This window comes from Symplocastrum torsivum, from assembly GCF_059505465.1.
In genome coordinates, this window is the sequence record NZ_JCACKQ010000017.1 from 12254 (window position 1) to 28567 (window position 16314).

A 16314-nucleotide genomic window follows, 5' to 3' on the forward strand; every position below is an offset into this window, starting at 1 on the left:
CCATAGGTCTATACAAGCTTTGAGGGCGCAAAACCTTGCGCCCCTACTGTATTCTGAGGCGAAAATTTCGCGATGAATTATCAGAAACTAGATGCCGCACTGGCAATGGCACTGAATGACGTTCAAAATCCAGAAGAACGATGTTTGGTTGTCTTCATCCATACGGAACCAGTGCCAGATGCGATCGCAACCGCTTTTTTAGAACGTTTAGGTGTCAAGGTTACGAGTGGGCGAGATATCTTTACAGCAACGCTATCGGTTAATGCGATATCAGAGTTGTCTGACCAACCTTGGGTGCAGTACCTTAAGCTATCTCAGAGGTTGCGCCCGTTGCAGCAGAGGTGAGGAATAGGAAATTTATATTAATTGGAACAGGCAAGATGCCCGTTCCACAAGAACTAGAGCAAGCATCAATTGGTTAATTGAGATGCACAAAAGCCTATTGATTTGTTGGAAGCTTACACTTGACCTGTATTTCTAAATTACTTTCAGCCGTGCCTTCAGTGATGTAAGGAATTCCCGCTTTACCACCTAGCTTTAACCCAAATTTAAGCGTTACTTCTTCAATTTCTGCTGCACCAAAATCCTTGAAAGCGCTGAGGGCATACTTGGTATAACCTCGAATCATGTGTCGAGCTTGCTGCATTTTTATGATCGCATCGTTGGATGGAAATCCGTAAGACTCATCCTCGTCATCATCTTGAGGACTTGGAACTGTTGGCGGCATTGTCGGAGTCGATTTTGATTCGACGTAAACCTCATAAGTCTCACCCTCTTCTTCTATTAATAAACGTTGCACTTCTGCCATAATCGCTGCCTTAGTTAAGTTTTTCGTGTGTTTTGCGTAATATTCCCGCCAATCCCGGAAATCTTTAGATATCCTAGTGTTTGCCTAAAATGGCTAGGGTGCCAATCATCAAGGTTTTGCAATAGTAATATCAATTCTCATAAATGGCTCGTTACGCTCTCGTTGTTGGCATCTCCCAGTATTGCAGTCCCCTGAAAAGTTTAGAGAAGACAGCTACAGATGCAGAAGCTGTTGCACAGGTTTTGGAAGAGTATGGCGACTTTGTGGAGGTGAAACGTCTTCCCTCACGGCGTAACCCACAAACTCAGAAACGCGAAATGGTAGCGAAGGTAGTTACGGGGGCTGAACTTGGACAAGCCTTACAAACACTACTACTAGAGCAAGCGTGTCAGAACGAGGCGCTAATCTACTTTACAGGGCATGGTATTACTGTGCCAGGTAACTTGGGTCAGCCGAGGGGGTATTTAGCGACTTCTGATTGTGAGATTGAAGCGGAAGGACAGCAGATAATTAACCAAAAGCACGGAATTGCCTTTGATGATCTCAATGATCTGATTAGTAAGTCTGAGCTGAGCAGTCTAGTTGTTTTATTAGATTGCTGCCACAGTGGTCATTTTCTGGAACGTAATCTGATTGAGCGCACCTTCAGAACCTTCAGTACACAGAAAGATTACTATTTGATTACAGCAGGTCGAAGTTTTCAACCTGTCTATGCTCGAAGAAATGAGCCGCACAGCGTCTTCACTAGCGCACTGCTAACAGGACTTGCTGCACAAAATGCTGATAGCGAACGGCGAGTTAGTGGCGATCGCTTATTTGATCATATTAGTCGAGAACTCCGAGGCACTGAGCAAGAACCACTCCGCTTGGGATGGGGAAAATCTCTTACTTGGGTTACTCATCCTCCGTTAGTTGTTCCTCCTTCTGTTGACGTTCCCGCAACTACTGCCGTTAATCGAGAAAATCCTTATCTAGGATTACGTGCTTTTGACTCTGGACAAGCAGATTATTTCTTCGGGCGTATTTTAGCAGTCCGAGCGTTGTTAGATCGGCTTAACAACAGCCGTTTTTTGGCGGTGATTGGTGCTTCTGGTTGTGGCAAGTCTTCGCTTGTGAAAGCAGGATTACTGCCGTACCTCAAAAGCGATCACATTCCGGGTAGTAGTCAGTGGATTATTGAATCATTCACTCCTGGTACACGTCCCCTTGAATCACTACAGAAAGCTTTAGAACAACAGCAACAAAATCAACCACTTTTGCTGTTTATCGATCAGTTCGAGGAAGTCTTTACTCTCTGCGAAGATGAGACAGAACGGCGAGAGTTCATCTGCCGAATAACACAGGAAGCTACAAGTTCTGACCGACTCACGCGAGTAATTGTAGCGATGCGAGGGGATTTTTTAGACCGTTGCGCGGCTTATGAAGAAGCAGCAGTCCTAATTAACCGGACACAACCTACAACCTACTTTGTAACGCCATTCACGCTTCCCGAATTAGAGGAAGTGATTGAAAAGCCAGCAGATAAGCATGGTGTCACGCTTGAGCGAGGATTGGTGCCACAGATTATTGCGGATGTAATGAACCAACCCGGAGGCTTACCACTACTGCAATATGCGCTAGCTGAGTTGTGGCGAGTCTGCATCACAGAATCTCCTCCCAATTCTCAACTTACGTGTAAAGGTTATGAACAGATTCGTGGTGTCAAGGGTGCATTAGAAAAACGAGCAAATGATCTTTATCAAAATCTTGCTCCGGCAGACAAAGTATTTGTACGTCGCCTGTTTCTTGCACTAGTACAGCTAGGTGAAGCTAAGGAAGTGACGCGCCGCCGTGCTACTTGGCAAGAGTTGGAAGTAAGCGCTGATTCCCAAGAACAACTATTACGGGTGACGCGACAACTAGCGAGTCAAGAGCAACGCTTGATTATCACGGATGAAAAAACGGTAGAAGTTGCTCATGAAGCATTGCTATCAGAGTGGGGACGATTGAAAGAGTGGGTTGAGCAAGATCGGGAAAATCTCCGTCTCAGTCGCCGCTTAGAGGTAGAATGCAAGGAATGGCAAAGGAATGATTGCTCAGAAGGGTTGCTGTTAACAGATGCGTGGTTGGCTGCGATCGCGGATTGGGTAGAAAAGACTCAACCTAGGCTTTCCCAGCTAGAGCAAGAGTTTTTGCAGGAGAGTTTAGAAAAGCGCGATCGTGAATTAGAAGCCAAAGTAGAGCAAGAACGCCAATTACGAGAACTAGCAGAATCCCGACAACGAGAAGCAGAAGCTAAAGCTAAAGCTGAAAAACAACGAACTCAAGTAGTAATGGGAGGGGGAATTGTAGTAGCAGTACTACTCACGTTGTTAGGGCTGTTACAATTTCAAGCAAAGAATAAAGAAATACAGACAGCAAAGATAGGTGAAATTAGGGCATTAATTGTATCGTCTGAGACAAATCTCCGTACAAACAATCAGCTTGAAGCCTTGTTGGCGAGTGTCAGGGCACTGGATAAGCTAGAAGAGGCAAAGATAGTAGACGCTGATGCGCTAAATCGACTCCAAGCAATAACTCAGAAAGCCCAAGAACGGAATCGTCTAGAGGGTCACACTTTGAGTGTTAACGGTGTAAGTTTTAGCCCTAACTCTAAAGATAAGCTAATTGTTTCTGCTAGCTCTGATAAAACTGTAATGCTTTGGAAGTTAGGTAATACTTCACCAAAAGTTCTGAAAGGACATACTGACAAAGTTTGGATTGTCAATTTTAGCCCTGATGGTCAGTATATTGCCTCTGCTAGTGCTGATAAAACCATTAAAATCTGGAACAAGAAGGGCTTATTAATAAATACTCTTACTGGTCATAACGACGATGTAAACTACGTTGCTTTTAGTCCTGATAACAGAACTATTATTTCTGCTAGCTCTGATAAGACTATGAGGCTTTGGAAGTTAAACCGCAATCTAGATAAAGTCATAAAAACAGAAGTTTTCAAAGAACATGATAGCGATGTTTTTAGCGCTGTTTTTAGTCCAGATGGTCAATTCATTGCTTCTGCAAGTGATGATAAAACAATAAAAGTATGGAAATCCGATGGGACTTCACTAACCTCACTAGTTACTCTTAAAGGTCATGAAGACACTGTTAGATTTGCTAGTTTCGGGCTTGATGGTCGAACTCTAGTTTCCGTTAGTGATGATAACACTATTAGACTATGGCAGCGGACAAGAGATTCAAGGGATTGGAGAGTCAGCAACGTTACATCAACTATTCTGACAAGAGAGAGTGATCGCTCTCAAGCAATACACTACAGTCCTAACGGTCAGTTAATCGCAGCGACAAATGCTGATGGAACTGTAAAAGTTTGGAAATCAGATGGCACACCACTAAAGCCAGTGACAGGTCATAAAGGTCAAGTCAATGATTTGAGTTTTAGCCCTGATAGTAAGAAAATTGCTACTGCTAGCCGTGACCGAACTATCAGAGTATGGAATCTTGACTCTCATTCCAGTAATTTTGAACTGAATAGTTACAGCTTACTAAAAAGAATTTGTAATAATTTATACGATTATTTGCTAAGTAATTTCAAACAACATCAAGATGAGTATGAAGCTTGTAGAGACATCAGTAACTAATGATAGTATATTGGAATCTTTAGATATATAAATTTATATAATCAACTGTCAATTTTTAGAAAAAATTAAGAAAACAACGCCAATGTGCTTACGTTATGTATAATTTATAATTGTAATTAGTACTGAAAAATACTATGTTGAACATGACTGCCTTAGAAGCCTCTGTAGAAATTTTAAAAATAGTTGCAGCAAGTGAATCTTTTGACAACCTAACTCTTGAAGAAAAAACTCAAAACATTCTGGAAACATTTAAAGTTATATATACACAGGTTTCTGGGATGAAAAAAGATTTTACTTCAGAAAACTTTGATTTTAAAATAGAAAAAATAACACAAGCTTCTGCAAATTTCTTAGATGTGCAAAATTTTAATCCTCAAGAGAAAGTTAGATTATTTAGTAGTATGGCATCTGTGATAAATAGGGATTGTGGTAAAGATTAGGTCTTTATTCAAGATAAGTGAGGGTAGTTGATATAAATCGATAGTCAGTTGAAAAAGGGTTTCGCAAACAGGTTATTAATTATTAGTTCTCGCAACAGTGTAGGTAGTCTTTGCCTCTTGCAAAATGAACTTGCTCAGTTCCTAAATACCAAAACATGATCGCACAACTTTCCCAGCTCAATAAGGCACTAATTGCCTAACCAAGCCTAAGTGTCAAAACTAGCTGTTGATGATTTCGTATACATAAATCACAATAACTATAAGAATTATTAAGAAAAGTTTTATATTTCAGTAATTCTGCTCTGCTCCTTGTGGCTTAGGTCAGAGCATCTTTATACTTAAGGTTTCACTCAAACGGTAGAGGCAGCAAAGACTTCTTATCTAGTAAACTGTGGAATCGAACGGTAATATAACGTTTACTATATCTGTACCATGTTGTCCTGTCAGAACCCTATTTTGCGTGTTCTTGTTGTTGATGACCATGAGCTAACTCGCTTCAGTCTGAAGCTGGCGCTATCTAACCAGAGGGACATAGAACTGGTTGGTTTGGCAAGCAACGGGAAAGAAGCGATCGCAATGGTTGAGCGCTATCGTCCTGATGTCGTCATCCTCGACTTACAAATGCCTGTGATGGATGGCTTAAGCGCTTCTACCCATATCAAAGGCATTAACCCAAATACTCAAATCATTGCTTATTCTTCAGTGGATGACCCCCAGATTGAAGTCATGAGCCAAACCGCTAGGGTTGATTTCTTCTGTAAGAAGGACACTGCTACCAAAGATTTAATCAACATCGTCAAGGAAGTGGGTAGCCGCAGTCCTCAATCCCCTGACGGAAATAACAACCAAAGCTACACCGGACAATAAAAATTGCCGCTCTAGCAAAAGAAGTGTAAGAGCGGCAATTTTGAGCAGCTACAGTTAGCTAGCTCCTGTTGTTTCCGGGAAAGTACGCTTAAATTCCTCAATTAGGTCATCTAGTTCTTCCAGCGCCTGATTGACATCAATTCTTAGTGTGCCTAAATCTGGCTTTTCCAAAAGCTGCACTAGAGATTCCCGATGGCTTTCGATCAGGGCGATCCGTTCCTTAAGTGTTTGTGGGTCCATCATTGGCTTACGTTACCTTTCTTTATATCTAGATACTGACAAGACTAGCGCAGGAAAGGCGGACGTTTCGGGTTTGCAGGCTTGTTTTTGATAACTTCTGAAATAAATCGCTTCAGTGCTTTATCACGATTTTTCATAAAAGCAGCCCAGAAGCCTGGTTGAAACTCATCCATAGTCTTGGCTAACGCCCAAACATCTACAGCCAAAATGTTATACAGAGTTTCATCCTCCTGCTTCAGGGAATTGAGCTGGTCGAGGATGGTGCTACTTTTTTCTGTAGCGTGCTGGCGTTCTTCCTTAATCATATTGAAGACTGGGCTAGGGATAAAGGATGGCAGATAAATACAACTATAGGCTAGACACTTCAGAAGTCACCCACAGCCAACGATAATGAATCTGAAGTAGATGCTAGGAGAGATAATCAGTGTGAAAATATTACCTCAAACTTCTCTAGGAACATTGGGTTTGTGGGTCGGTGGTGTTCTCACCATCACAGGCTTCATCGCCTATGCTACCGCCAATGCAACCTTAAATCTGGCAGGATTCTTCTACGGAATTCCCCTTTTACTCGGAGGTCTTGCCCTCAAAGCCTCGGAATTAAAGCCGATACCCTTCAGCCAGCCAACCACGCCTGAGGTGCTGAAACTGCGATCGCTTAAAGCCACTTCCACTCAAAACCAAATTCGTGACGATGTTACACGGTATCGTTATGGTCAAGAAGCCCATCTAGATAGTTCCCTTGAAGCGCTGAAGTTATCACCCACCGATGAGGAAAGACCAGTTTTGATCGGCTTACGAGAAACTGAAGTGGATGGTGAGTATGTTTTAGTGTTGGAGTTTAACTCCCCGCTTATTTCCTTTGAGACTTGGCAGCAAAAACGGGAAAAAGTTGAGAAATTTTTTGGTCCTGGTGTTCGAGTTGAGATCACACAGCCAGAAAGCGATCGCATTGATGTCGCCTTAATTACCACTCCTCAAGAAGCAACCAGCGTCTAGAGACATTCCCTGTAACCTCTCTACTTTTCCATCCGCACAACGTACCACTGTAAATACTGTCCAGGGCCAACATCAAGATCGCAAGACGTTTCCATCAAATACTGAGCTTGTTCCTCTACAGAAGCAAACTTCTGCAAATCTCGCGGCAAGTCATCCTGACGAGTCGCTAAAATTGCCTTGAGTTTTTCTAGTAATTCTTCTGGTGTCAGGAATTGCTCTGGTTGATTGGGTTCCAGAACAACAAAAGCGTCTTCCTGAAACATGATCGAGTCTGGCATTTTTAACTCCTAGCTTGCATGAAACTTAAGTGAACCCTTTCCCTAGAGAGGTTATCTAAGGGTAGGAAATCGCTATTGTCAAGTGTACTGCTATCAACCGATGACCTGAATATGTTCCTCTCCCTCAACTACGAACCCGCCTTGGAATCCTTGGGAACTGACTACTTTGACAAAGTAGCAGCAGCAGAATTTCCTCAGCATATCTTGAGGTTTCGCAATGACCACCTGTTACCGATACTGGGACTCGTCCCCAAAGAAGTCACCGACGCTGATTTTATCCAAGCCTTTGGCAAATTCGAGGGCGTGCGACCCTTTTTGGCACTACGGTACCACGGCTATCAGTTTGGCGAATATAACCCCAGGCTAGGGGATGGTAGAGGCTTTCTCTACGGTCAAGTGCGAGGAACCGATGGCGAACTCTACGACTTTGGGACAAAGGGTTCTGGAACAACCCCCTACTCTAGAGGTGGGGACGGGAAACTCACGCTTAAAGGTGGTGTTCGGGAAGTGCTTGCAGCAGAAGCGCTATACAGCCTCGGTGTTCGCACGTCCCGATGTCTAAGTTTGATTGAGACGGGTGAAGATTTGTGGCGGGGAGATGAACCGTCTCCTACCCGTTCTTCTGTGATGATACGTTTTAGTCGTTCCCACATCCGGTTTGGCACTTTTGAACGGTTGCACTATTTCAAGCGTCCAGATTTGATCAAAAAGCTGTTAAATCATGTGATTGAGCAGTATTACCCGAAGATTACCCCCCTAGCCCCCCTTACTAAGGGAATAAGAGATGAGGAGATTAAGGGGGGGGCAAGAGATGAGGAGCAATATATACAGTTTTATGCCGAGTTAGTAGAACGTGTTGCTCAACTGGTGGCGCAGTGGATGGCGGCTGGTTTCTGTCATGCTGTTTTGAACACGGACAATATGTCAATCACGGGGGAAAGTTTTGATTATGGGCCTTATGCCTTTATCCCAACTTATAACCCAGAGTTTACGGCTGCTTATTTTGACTATTACGGGCGCTACAGTTACAGCAATCAACCGGGGATTTGTAAGTTGAACTTAGAGATGCTTCAGCTACCCTTAGGGGCGGTAATTCCCCAACCGGATATGGAAGCGGCGTTAGCAACGTTTGATGACCATTTTTACAACGCTTATGGGCAGTTAATGCTCAATAAGTTAGGCTTTGACGTGCTGCCAGAACCACAAACCGACGCAGTAGTGGGTGATACAATTCAATTTCTCAAAGATAGTCAAGTCGGCTATCACGCCTTCTTTGCGGAACTCGCACAACAGTTTAACTCTAGCTGGCGAGATGATAGGGCACAGATTTTCAGTAGTGCATCGTTCTTGGAAACAGATGAGCAGCGTACACTTTTAGACAAATGGCGACAGACATACCATCACGCATTACAGAGTCTATCAGCGGTTGAGTTGGAGAATATTGCTAAGCGATTACGGCATCATAACCCCAAAACGGCGTTACTTCGACCTATGATTGAAGAAGTTTGGGATGCGATCGCACAGGACAATAATTGGCAGCCTTTTTCCGATCTAGTGAAGCGATTACAAACTAAGGAGTGATAGTTTTAACTAAAAAATTAGTATCACTAGCCGTCGCTAAGTGTTTCATTCCCAGGTTTTTGAGCAACTGCACGTCGTTCCTGCCAGACTTGCAAACTAAAAATACAGGTAATTAACCAAACTAAGCCTGCGGCGTACCCAGCAACGATATCAGTCGGCCAGTGAACACCAAGATACAGCCGACTTAAGCCAATCCCTGTTACTAACAGAATCGTTAAGCTGATAATCCCTATCCGCCACAAGGGAAACTTGGAACTCACTAAGTAGCCAATTATCCCAAAAATCACCATTGAAATCATGGCATGACCACTGGGGAAGCTGTACTGTCCGACATCGACAACTCGTTCCCAGAGCATTGGTCTTGCCCGACCAAATAGTACTTTGAGCAAATTGTTTAACGCAATGGCACCCGCTGCGGCAATTATGAGAATTGTAGCTTGCGATCGCTGTCCTCGCGTCAGTAACCAAGTGCCGATAACCAGACACACTATCAGTAAAATTACTGGTTCCCCCAGGAAGGTAAAACCTAGCATGACTTTATCCAGCACCGGGGTATGTAATTCTTTAAGAGTCAGTAAAATTTCCTTATCAAATGTAAAGCTTTCTTTGTCGAGGATTTCATCAGCGATCGCACTAAATAACCACAAACCTAGGGCAGCTAGCAAAAATCCAGCCACCCGAATCGTCAACAGTAGTGGCAGCAGGTGTTCTCGCACCCTAGACGGCAAAGCTAAAATTAACTCTCGGCTGAGCTTAGGCATTATTGTGATCTCACAACTGGCGGCAGACTTTCCCAGGCTTGCGCCACAATATCACTGAGCCAGCGTCTTTGGGCCTGGTCAAGTAAAGTATCTTCCGCTAGCACTTCGGCGGTTAAATCGTCTAGAGACTGTCCCTGTTGGCGAGCTATCTGAATGACACCCGCGATCGCTGCCGCCACCAATTCTTCATCGACGGGTTTTTGACGTAGAGCCACAATTTCTTGAGGGCTAACTGGGATGGGATAATTCATGGCTAGTTAACAACGGCACCCCTTACATTAACAAAATGAGAAACGTGTAAACTTTTTTTTCTAATCTTAAACAAATCAGTATCCGGAAGCTTAGCGTATTTTGTCCGCTTTTGACCTCCGTCTTCTTTCGTAATTGACTACCCGATGAGATCACCAAGATGAAAGAACTTTTCTACGTAGAATTACCTACCCCGGATACAGATGCCGTCTGCACCTGGTTACAACAGGAATGGCAGCCTGAGCGTGGGAAGAAAATTATTACTCGTGACGGTATCCGTTTGCAATTCGAGGGTGTAACTTCCAGCAATCAAAATCCTACAGCGGCGACGGAAACGATTCCGGAAATTTCCGTATTTCTTTGGTCAGTGCAGCGAACGACCTACCTTAAAGCCTTTCGCTGGGCTGTTGAGTCTATTAGAGGTGAGCATCAAATCTTACAACAGCTTGAGCGTAGTCTGAGAAGTCAATTTCCCTACCAATATCCTGAACCACCAGCCGTTGATTTATCCAAGCAATCAATCTTTGAAGCCTTAGCGGCATATTATCCTCAGACTGTCCATTTCTTTCAAAAAATGCCGAATGGGGAATATGACCTCAACCGCGTCTACTGGTGGGAGAAGCAATGGCGTGAGGGAGTCCGTAATCCCCAAAAGCCCAAGCAAGTCATATTTTCTCAGAAGGGTAAATCGGGAGATGGGGAGAACTTACCTGAACATCCCAGTTACGACTTAATCTATATCGGCGGTGCTTTGGGAGTCATCCATGCTGCTGTTATGGCACGACTGGGTTATCGAGTGTTGCTCATTGAGCGACTACCCTTTGGACGGATGAACCGGGAATGGAATATCTCACGGGATGAGTTCCAAAGCTTGATTGAGCTAGGTTTATTTACTTCAGCAGAGTTTGAGAGCCTCATTGCTAGAGAATACGTTGATGGCTTTAATAAATTCTTTGATGGCAACAATCCACCTCATCTCAAAGCCGCTGTTTTGCATACGCCTACAGTCCTCAATGTCGCATTAGATTCTGAGAAACTGTTACAGCTATGTAGCGAAAAGCTTAGAAAAGCTGGTGGAGAAATTTGGGATGAGACAGAGTTTATCCGGGCAGATATTCATCCCAATCAAGTCGTCGTTGAACTGCAACACCTGCCAAGTCAAGCGCATCGACAAGCTAGGGGGCATCTGTTAGTCGATGCGATGGGAACCGCTTCACCGATCGCATGGCAGTTGAATGGTGGTCGTGCTTTTGATAGTGTTTGCCCAACTGTAGGGGCTGTGGTTGCAAAGGGGTTTGAGCGGGGAGTGTGGGATTCTGATTATGGCGATGTTCTTTATAGCCATGGAGATGTCTCACGAGGGCGCCAGCTAATTTGGGAGTTATTCCCCGGTGCGGGTGAAGAACTCACCATTTATTTATTTCATTACCATCAGGTGAATCCGAGGAATCCTGGCTCACTGCTGGAGATGTATGAAGACTTTTTCACGATTCTCCCAGAGTACCGTCGCTGTGACATGGAAAAGCTGGTGTGGAAGAAACCGACGTTTGGCTACATTCCAGGACATTTTAGTGTAGGAAGTCGCGATCGCATTGTTGCATTTGATCGCCTTGTGTCCGTCGGCGATGCTGCCTCACTCCAGTCTCCCCTAGTTTTCACGGGCTTTGGCTCCCTGATTCGCAATCTTTACCGCCTTACTAACCTTTTGGACACTGCGCTACGGCATAACCTTCTTAGTGCCCAAGACTTGAATCAGATTCGTGCCTATCAAAGCAACGTCTCAGTGACCTGGCTATTTTCCAAAGGCATGATGGTGCCTACAGGCCGCCACCTGCCACCTCAGCGGCTTAATTCAATGCTCAATACCTTCTTCGGGCTGTTAGCAGACGAACCCCCAGTTGTTGCCGACAACTTCATCAAAGACCGCGCCGACTGGTTCACCTTCAACAGACTTGCACTGAAAGCAGCAGGGAGAAACCCTGCACTCTTACCTTGGATTTGGGAACTGGCGGGTTCAAAAGATATCTTTCGCTGGCTAGGTAGTTACTTCAATTTCACAGCTTACGCCTTAGTTAGCTGGTTACTCAGAGGTTGGTTCCCTAGTTTCATCCGGCGTATACAGCCTTGGGTAGAAAATCGTTATCCTGCTCTCTGGCTCAGACTGTTGGCTCAAAGCTATGCGATTACTGCTGGTCTAGGTCGTCCTGAAAGAGTGAAGATTAAGGAAGTTCAAGTGACCAGTGAAACGCTTAATGAACTGCCCCGTCCTCAATAGGCAGATTTATTGTGGGGTGGGCATCCTGCCCGCCCTATAGCTTTGACAGGCTTTCCGGCTTGTCCCACAAGAAAATGTATTTGCACAATTAGGATGCTCCCGAACAAAGTAGCTCTATTTCATCCAAATAAAAGCTGATACCGATAGGGCAGCCAAGCACGTCCGTCTTCCGGAAGAGACGGCAAGCACTCCTAAGGATTACGGTTGTGCCCACTGAGCAAAGTCCACCTTAGAGGGATACATTGTATTTACGAAGTACATAAAACTTTATATAAGGGTGATGTTCAGTTCACCCAATTATTAAACCGCTCGGTAAGGTGAACCCACCATGTTTGAACATTTCACAGATAGAGCCATCAAAGCCATCATGCTCGCTCAGGAAGAAGCACGTCGCCTGGGACACAATCTTGTGGGAACCGAGCAGATTCTCTTGGGGTTGATTGAAGAAGGAACGGGTGTTGCGGCGATTGTGCTGGCTGAGTTGGGCATTAACCTAGAAAACGCACGGGAAGAAGTTGAGAGAACTATTGGTCGTGGCTCTCGCTATGTTCAGTCTGAACTTCCCTTCACCCCCAAAGCTAAACGTATTTTCGAGCAAGCCTTCAAAGAGGCTCGTCAACTTGGACATGACTATATTGGTACAGAACACCTCTTGTTGGCAATTACTCAGGATAAAGAAGGTGTTGCTGCCAAAGTAATTGAAAATCTTGACGTTGACTTAGCGAAAGTCCGCACACAAGTCATTAGGGCATTAGGCGAAGTAGCTGCCGCCTCCACATCGACTAGACAAGACCCTTCAATGATGGGCGGTACCTCAAGGGCTAAAGCCACCTTGGATGAGTTTGGTACCAATCTGACGCAACTTGCCGCAGAAGGCAAACTTGACCCGGTTGTCGGTCGTGCGAAGGAAATTGAACGGGTAATCCAGATTTTGGGTCGTCGTACCAAGAACAACCCTGTGTTAATCGGGGAGCCAGGAGTTGGTAAAACAGCGATCGCAGAGGGCTTAGCTCAACGCATTGTGAGCAAAAATGTCCCTGACCTGTTGGAAGATAAGCAGGTATTCACGCTGGATATGGGTTCAGTAGTGGCAGGTACCCGCTATCGGGGTGATTTTGAAGAGCGCATCAAGCAAATCATGGCGGAAGTGCGTCAAGCGGGGAACATCATCGTGTTCATTGACGAAATCCATACCCTAGTTGGTGCAGGTTCACTTGAAGGTGGCATGGATGCCGCAAATATTCTTAAGCCTGCTTTAGCACGAGGTGAGATGCAGTGCTTAGGAGCGACCACGCTGGATGAATACCGCAAGCACATCGAGCGCGATGCGGCTCTAGAGCGTCGTTTCCAGCCAGTAATGGTCGGAGAACCTTCGGTGGGTGACACCATTGAAATCCTGCACGGTCTGCGCGACGCTTACGAGCAGTACCACAAGGTTGAAATCTCTAATGATGCCCTAGAAGCGGCTGCGAAGCTCTCAGACCGTTACATCTCAGATCGCTTCCTACCTGATAAAGCAATTGACTTGATTGATGAAGCTGGAAGCCGTGTTCATTTGAGGCACTTCCAATCGTCTCCTGCAACCAAGGAACTGAAGAAGGAACTGCGTTGCTGCACGAAAGAGAAAGATGAGGCAGTCAAAGCTCAGGATTTTGATAAGGCGGGACAGTTACGCGATCGCGAATTGGAACTTGAAGCTCAACTAAAAGCACTTGTTGAGAACACAGAGGAACAAAACAATTCCCTTACGCCAATTGTTGACGAAGAAGATATCGCCCATATCGTCGCCTCTTGGACGGGTGTGCCTGTAAGCAAGCTGACTGAATCCGAATCAGAACTGCTGATGCACATAGAAGACACCCTACATCAGCGACTGATTGGTCAAGAGGAAGCTGTTAGTGCTGTCTCTCGTGCGATTCGTCGGGCGCGGGTAGGCTTGAAGAGTCCTAATCGCCCAATCGCTAGCTTTATCTTCTCTGGTCCTACTGGAGTCGGTAAGACGGAACTCGCTAAATCTCTAGCGGCATACTTCTTCGGTTCAGAAGAGGCAATGATTAGGTTCGATATGTCTGAGTTCATGGAACGCCACACAGTCAGTAAGCTGATTGGTTCGCCTCCAGGATTTGTTGGCTATGACGAAGGCGGTCAACTTACCGAGGCTGTTCGACGCAAGCCTTACACGGTGCTGCTATTCGACGAAATCGAAAAAGCCCATCCTGATGTATTCAACGTGCTACTGCAACTTTTGGATGACGGTCGCTTAACCGATGCTCAAGGTCGCACCGTAGACTTCAAGAACACGCTGATCATCATGACCTCTAATATCGGTTCTAAGGCGATCGAAAAAGGTGGTAGTGGTTTCGGCTTTGACTCCTCCGACAACCAATCTGAGGCACGGTACAACCGTATCCGTGAACAAGTGAATGAAAACCTTAAATCATTCTTCCGCCCTGAGTTTCTCAATCGCCTTGACGAGATTATCGTCTTCCGGCAGCTAACCAGAGATGAAGTTAAGCAAATCTCTGACATCATGCTCCGTGAAATCTCAATACGCTTACTTGAGCAGGGAATCACACTGGAAGTCACAGAACGGTTCAAAGACCACTTGGTAGAACAAGGTTACGATCCCAACTATGGTGCAAGACCGTTACGCCGCGCCATCATGCGCCTTCTAGAAGATAGCTTGGCGGAGGCAATGCTCTCTGGTCAGGTAAACGATGGAGATACAGCCTTGGTTGATGTTGATGCTGATGGTCAAGTGAAGGTATTGCCTAGCAAGCGGCAAGAGTTGTTGCTCCAAGCTGTTGGCTAAGATTACCCCCTCTATCTGCTAGGTAGGCAATAAAGACAATTAAACCCATCCGCTCTTGATGCTAGGTAGCTAATACAAGAGCGGATTTTTTTGACAATTTCAAAGAAACATTTCAATCAAAGAAGAAACATTGCAGCCAGAGAAAATCCTTGGCAAGGCTTGGTAATCTTGAAGTGAACATTGAGACTGGCAACTTCCGTATCTTTTAGACAATCTCTTCTGTTTAGGAAGATTCCAGAAAAAATTAAGTTAAATAGCATTAAGAGGGTTTTATGGTGGCACAAACCTATGGGTTAGAGCGTGTTTCTGACAAACTGCAACAGATACTGAACCAGGAAGCACGTAACCCTTCAGCGGATAGGAGAGATGAGGTGGCAACCCTACTGAATTCTGAGCATTCTGTATCTTCCTACAATGCCTGTGTTTGGTGGGATGGATGCTACTACTGTCAGGATGAGAGTAAGAATTGGTACTGCGTTAAATGCTGCTTTTTTTAGCGATCGCATAGATTAAACACCCAATAAATCTGTCTTGTAGTTGCATTTTAACTAGCATAGTTGGGGTGTAGGGGAGAAGGAAGAGTTTCGGTCTACGACTTGCTTCTCAACTATTTCATGCCCATACATGGAAGTATTAAGTTTAGCGTCTTCCTTGATTTTGGTTCTTGACAAACGCCGAATCTTACCCTAATATTTTAATTATTATTTTCCAGTGGGTAGCCTAATTTTTATCTGGCAAACGTAATCATTTCAGAACGCCAGATAAAGAGCGGAGGAACCAAATCGTGGGGCTAATCTTGTAACCAAGAGAGACACCTTCCAGTCTTAGCCCGTCAGCTAACTCCGTCGGCAATGGGAGGAGCACCATAGGCATAAGCTTTTACAAGCCGTAGTCCTTGGGGTCTCCTAAGTAGATATCTGTAACACCAGTTGCAGGGATATTCTGCTGCCTGACCCACCTCGTAAACCGCTACAAACTAATGGAGGTTAGGGCAATGATGAGTTACAAGGAATGGAATCTAGTCACGAGCGAAGAATTAAACGGTATCGCTATTGACTATATTGACCCAGAAGGACATTCTTACAGTGCGCCGTTCTGCTTTTACACACTTGAAGAAGCCTTGAATTACGGTAAACTTTGCATCGACCAATCAATTCGATCCAAGACTTCGGTAAGCGATCGCATTGAGACCGTTAAAGAAACAATGAGCAATTAGGTTGTATTACGCTATAATTGTTCTTTCTAGATAAGAGTATGTCTCTTTTCATAGAAGCACTGCTCCTGGTCTAAGGGTGTTGTAAGAAAAAACAGAGTTTACTTTGGGTGTATCTGCAAAGTGACTGATTTTACTTTGCATAAGTAGGCTGAACGCAACTAGCCAAGCTATTGT

16 protein-coding genes and 1 riboswitch are annotated in these 16314 nt (G+C 44.8%); of the genes, 10 read left to right on the top strand and 6 right to left on the bottom strand.

Features of this window, described 5'->3' with window-relative positions:
* Positions 1-72: 72 nt before the first annotated feature.
* Entirely contained in the window at positions 73-345 is a 273-nt protein-coding gene (locus tag AC5JL3_RS06005) for a hypothetical protein (protein ID WP_496073606.1), read from the top strand.
* A 94-nt stretch (positions 346-439) separates the two neighbouring features.
* Here the strand turns inward: AC5JL3_RS06005 and AC5JL3_RS06010 are convergent, their stop codons facing one another.
* Complete coding sequence (locus tag AC5JL3_RS06010; RefSeq protein ID WP_496073607.1) at positions 440-808, bottom strand: CU044_2847 family protein; 369 nt, start codon at positions 806-808, stop codon at positions 440-442.
* A gap of 143 nt (positions 809-951) precedes the next feature.
* Here AC5JL3_RS06010 and AC5JL3_RS06015 point away from each other — a divergent pair, with 143 nt between their 5' ends.
* The 3 genes from AC5JL3_RS06015 to AC5JL3_RS06025 all read left to right on the top strand — a co-directional run bounded on the left by AC5JL3_RS06015 (position 952) and on the right by AC5JL3_RS06025 (position 5732).
* Positions 952-4425 carry an nSTAND1 domain-containing NTPase gene (locus tag AC5JL3_RS06015; RefSeq protein ID WP_496073608.1) on the top strand — a complete coding sequence of 1158 codons (3474 nt, stop codon included), beginning with the start codon at positions 952-954 and terminating at the stop codon, positions 4423-4425.
* A gap of 143 nt (positions 4426-4568) precedes the next feature.
* Positions 4569-4865: a hypothetical protein gene (locus AC5JL3_RS06020; RefSeq protein WP_496073609.1), complete on the top strand. Its 297-nt coding sequence runs from the start codon at positions 4569-4571 to the stop codon at positions 4863-4865.
* A gap of 456 nt (positions 4866-5321) precedes the next feature.
* A complete protein-coding gene (locus AC5JL3_RS06025; protein WP_496073610.1) occupies positions 5322-5732 on the top strand; it encodes a response regulator in 411 nt (136 codons plus the stop codon).
* 54 nt (positions 5733-5786) lie between these two features.
* On the opposite strand, the gene AC5JL3_RS06030 is transcribed toward AC5JL3_RS06025, so the two are convergent.
* Together AC5JL3_RS06030 and AC5JL3_RS06035 are read right to left on the bottom strand one after the other, a co-directional pair.
* Positions 5787-5972 (bottom strand): hypothetical protein, encoded by a 186-nt coding sequence (locus AC5JL3_RS06030; protein ID WP_192220702.1) that lies wholly within the window; start codon positions 5970-5972, stop codon positions 5787-5789.
* Positions 5973-6016: 44 nt separating this feature from the next.
* A complete protein-coding gene (locus AC5JL3_RS06035) occupies positions 6017-6277 on the bottom strand; it encodes a hypothetical protein (RefSeq protein ID WP_496073611.1) in 261 nt (86 codons plus the stop codon).
* A gap of 127 nt (positions 6278-6404) precedes the next feature.
* On the opposite strand from AC5JL3_RS06035, the gene AC5JL3_RS06040 reads away from it, so the two are divergent.
* The gene (locus AC5JL3_RS06040; protein ID WP_496073662.1) at positions 6405-6968 is read left to right on the top strand and encodes a DUF2854 domain-containing protein; all 564 of its coding nucleotides are present in this window, start codon (positions 6405-6407) and stop codon (positions 6966-6968) included.
* 20 nt (positions 6969-6988) lie between these two features.
* On the opposite strand, the gene AC5JL3_RS06045 is transcribed toward AC5JL3_RS06040, so the two are convergent.
* Positions 6989-7246, bottom strand: a complete 258-nt coding sequence (locus AC5JL3_RS06045; protein WP_496073612.1) for a CRR7 family NDH-1 assembly protein — start codon at positions 7244-7246, stop codon at positions 6989-6991.
* A gap of 111 nt (positions 7247-7357) precedes the next feature.
* On the opposite strand from AC5JL3_RS06045, the gene AC5JL3_RS06050 reads away from it, so the two are divergent.
* The gene (locus tag AC5JL3_RS06050; RefSeq protein WP_496073663.1) at positions 7358-8827 is read left to right on the top strand and encodes a protein adenylyltransferase SelO; all 1470 of its coding nucleotides are present in this window, start codon (positions 7358-7360) and stop codon (positions 8825-8827) included.
* A gap of 26 nt (positions 8828-8853) precedes the next feature.
* Here the strand turns inward: AC5JL3_RS06050 and AC5JL3_RS06055 are convergent, their stop codons facing one another.
* A complete protein-coding gene (locus tag AC5JL3_RS06055) occupies positions 8854-9588 on the bottom strand; it encodes a phosphatase PAP2 family protein (protein ID WP_496073613.1) in 735 nt (244 codons plus the stop codon).
* Positions 9588-9839 carry an OsmC family protein gene (locus tag AC5JL3_RS06060; RefSeq protein ID WP_192220464.1) on the bottom strand — a complete coding sequence of 84 codons (252 nt, stop codon included), beginning with the start codon at positions 9837-9839 and terminating at the stop codon, positions 9588-9590. Before AC5JL3_RS06060 ends, AC5JL3_RS06055 begins: the two co-directional genes overlap by 1 nt.
* A gap of 158 nt (positions 9840-9997) precedes the next feature.
* Between AC5JL3_RS06060 and AC5JL3_RS06065 the strand changes: the two genes are divergently transcribed.
* The 4 genes from AC5JL3_RS06065 (at position 9998) to AC5JL3_RS06080 (ending at position 16140) form a co-directional block, all read left to right on the top strand.
* A complete protein-coding gene (locus tag AC5JL3_RS06065; RefSeq protein WP_496073614.1) occupies positions 9998-12112 on the top strand; it encodes an NAD(P)/FAD-dependent oxidoreductase in 2115 nt (704 codons plus the stop codon).
* Positions 12113-12440: 328 nt separating this feature from the next.
* Positions 12441-14924, top strand: coding sequence for an ATP-dependent Clp protease ATP-binding subunit (locus tag AC5JL3_RS06070; RefSeq protein WP_496073615.1), 2484 nt, complete (start codon positions 12441-12443; stop codon positions 14922-14924).
* 272 nt (positions 14925-15196) lie between these two features.
* Positions 15197-15421 carry a hypothetical protein gene (locus AC5JL3_RS06075; RefSeq protein WP_496073616.1) on the top strand — a complete coding sequence of 75 codons (225 nt, stop codon included), beginning with the start codon at positions 15197-15199 and terminating at the stop codon, positions 15419-15421.
* A gap of 248 nt (positions 15422-15669) precedes the next feature.
* Positions 15670-15790: riboswitch (cyclic di-AMP (ydaO/yuaA leader) on the top strand.
* Between the two features lie 128 nt (positions 15791-15918).
* Positions 15919-16140, top strand: a complete 222-nt coding sequence (locus tag AC5JL3_RS06080; RefSeq protein ID WP_496073617.1) for a hypothetical protein — start codon at positions 15919-15921, stop codon at positions 16138-16140.
* Positions 16141-16314 lie beyond the last annotated feature (174 nt).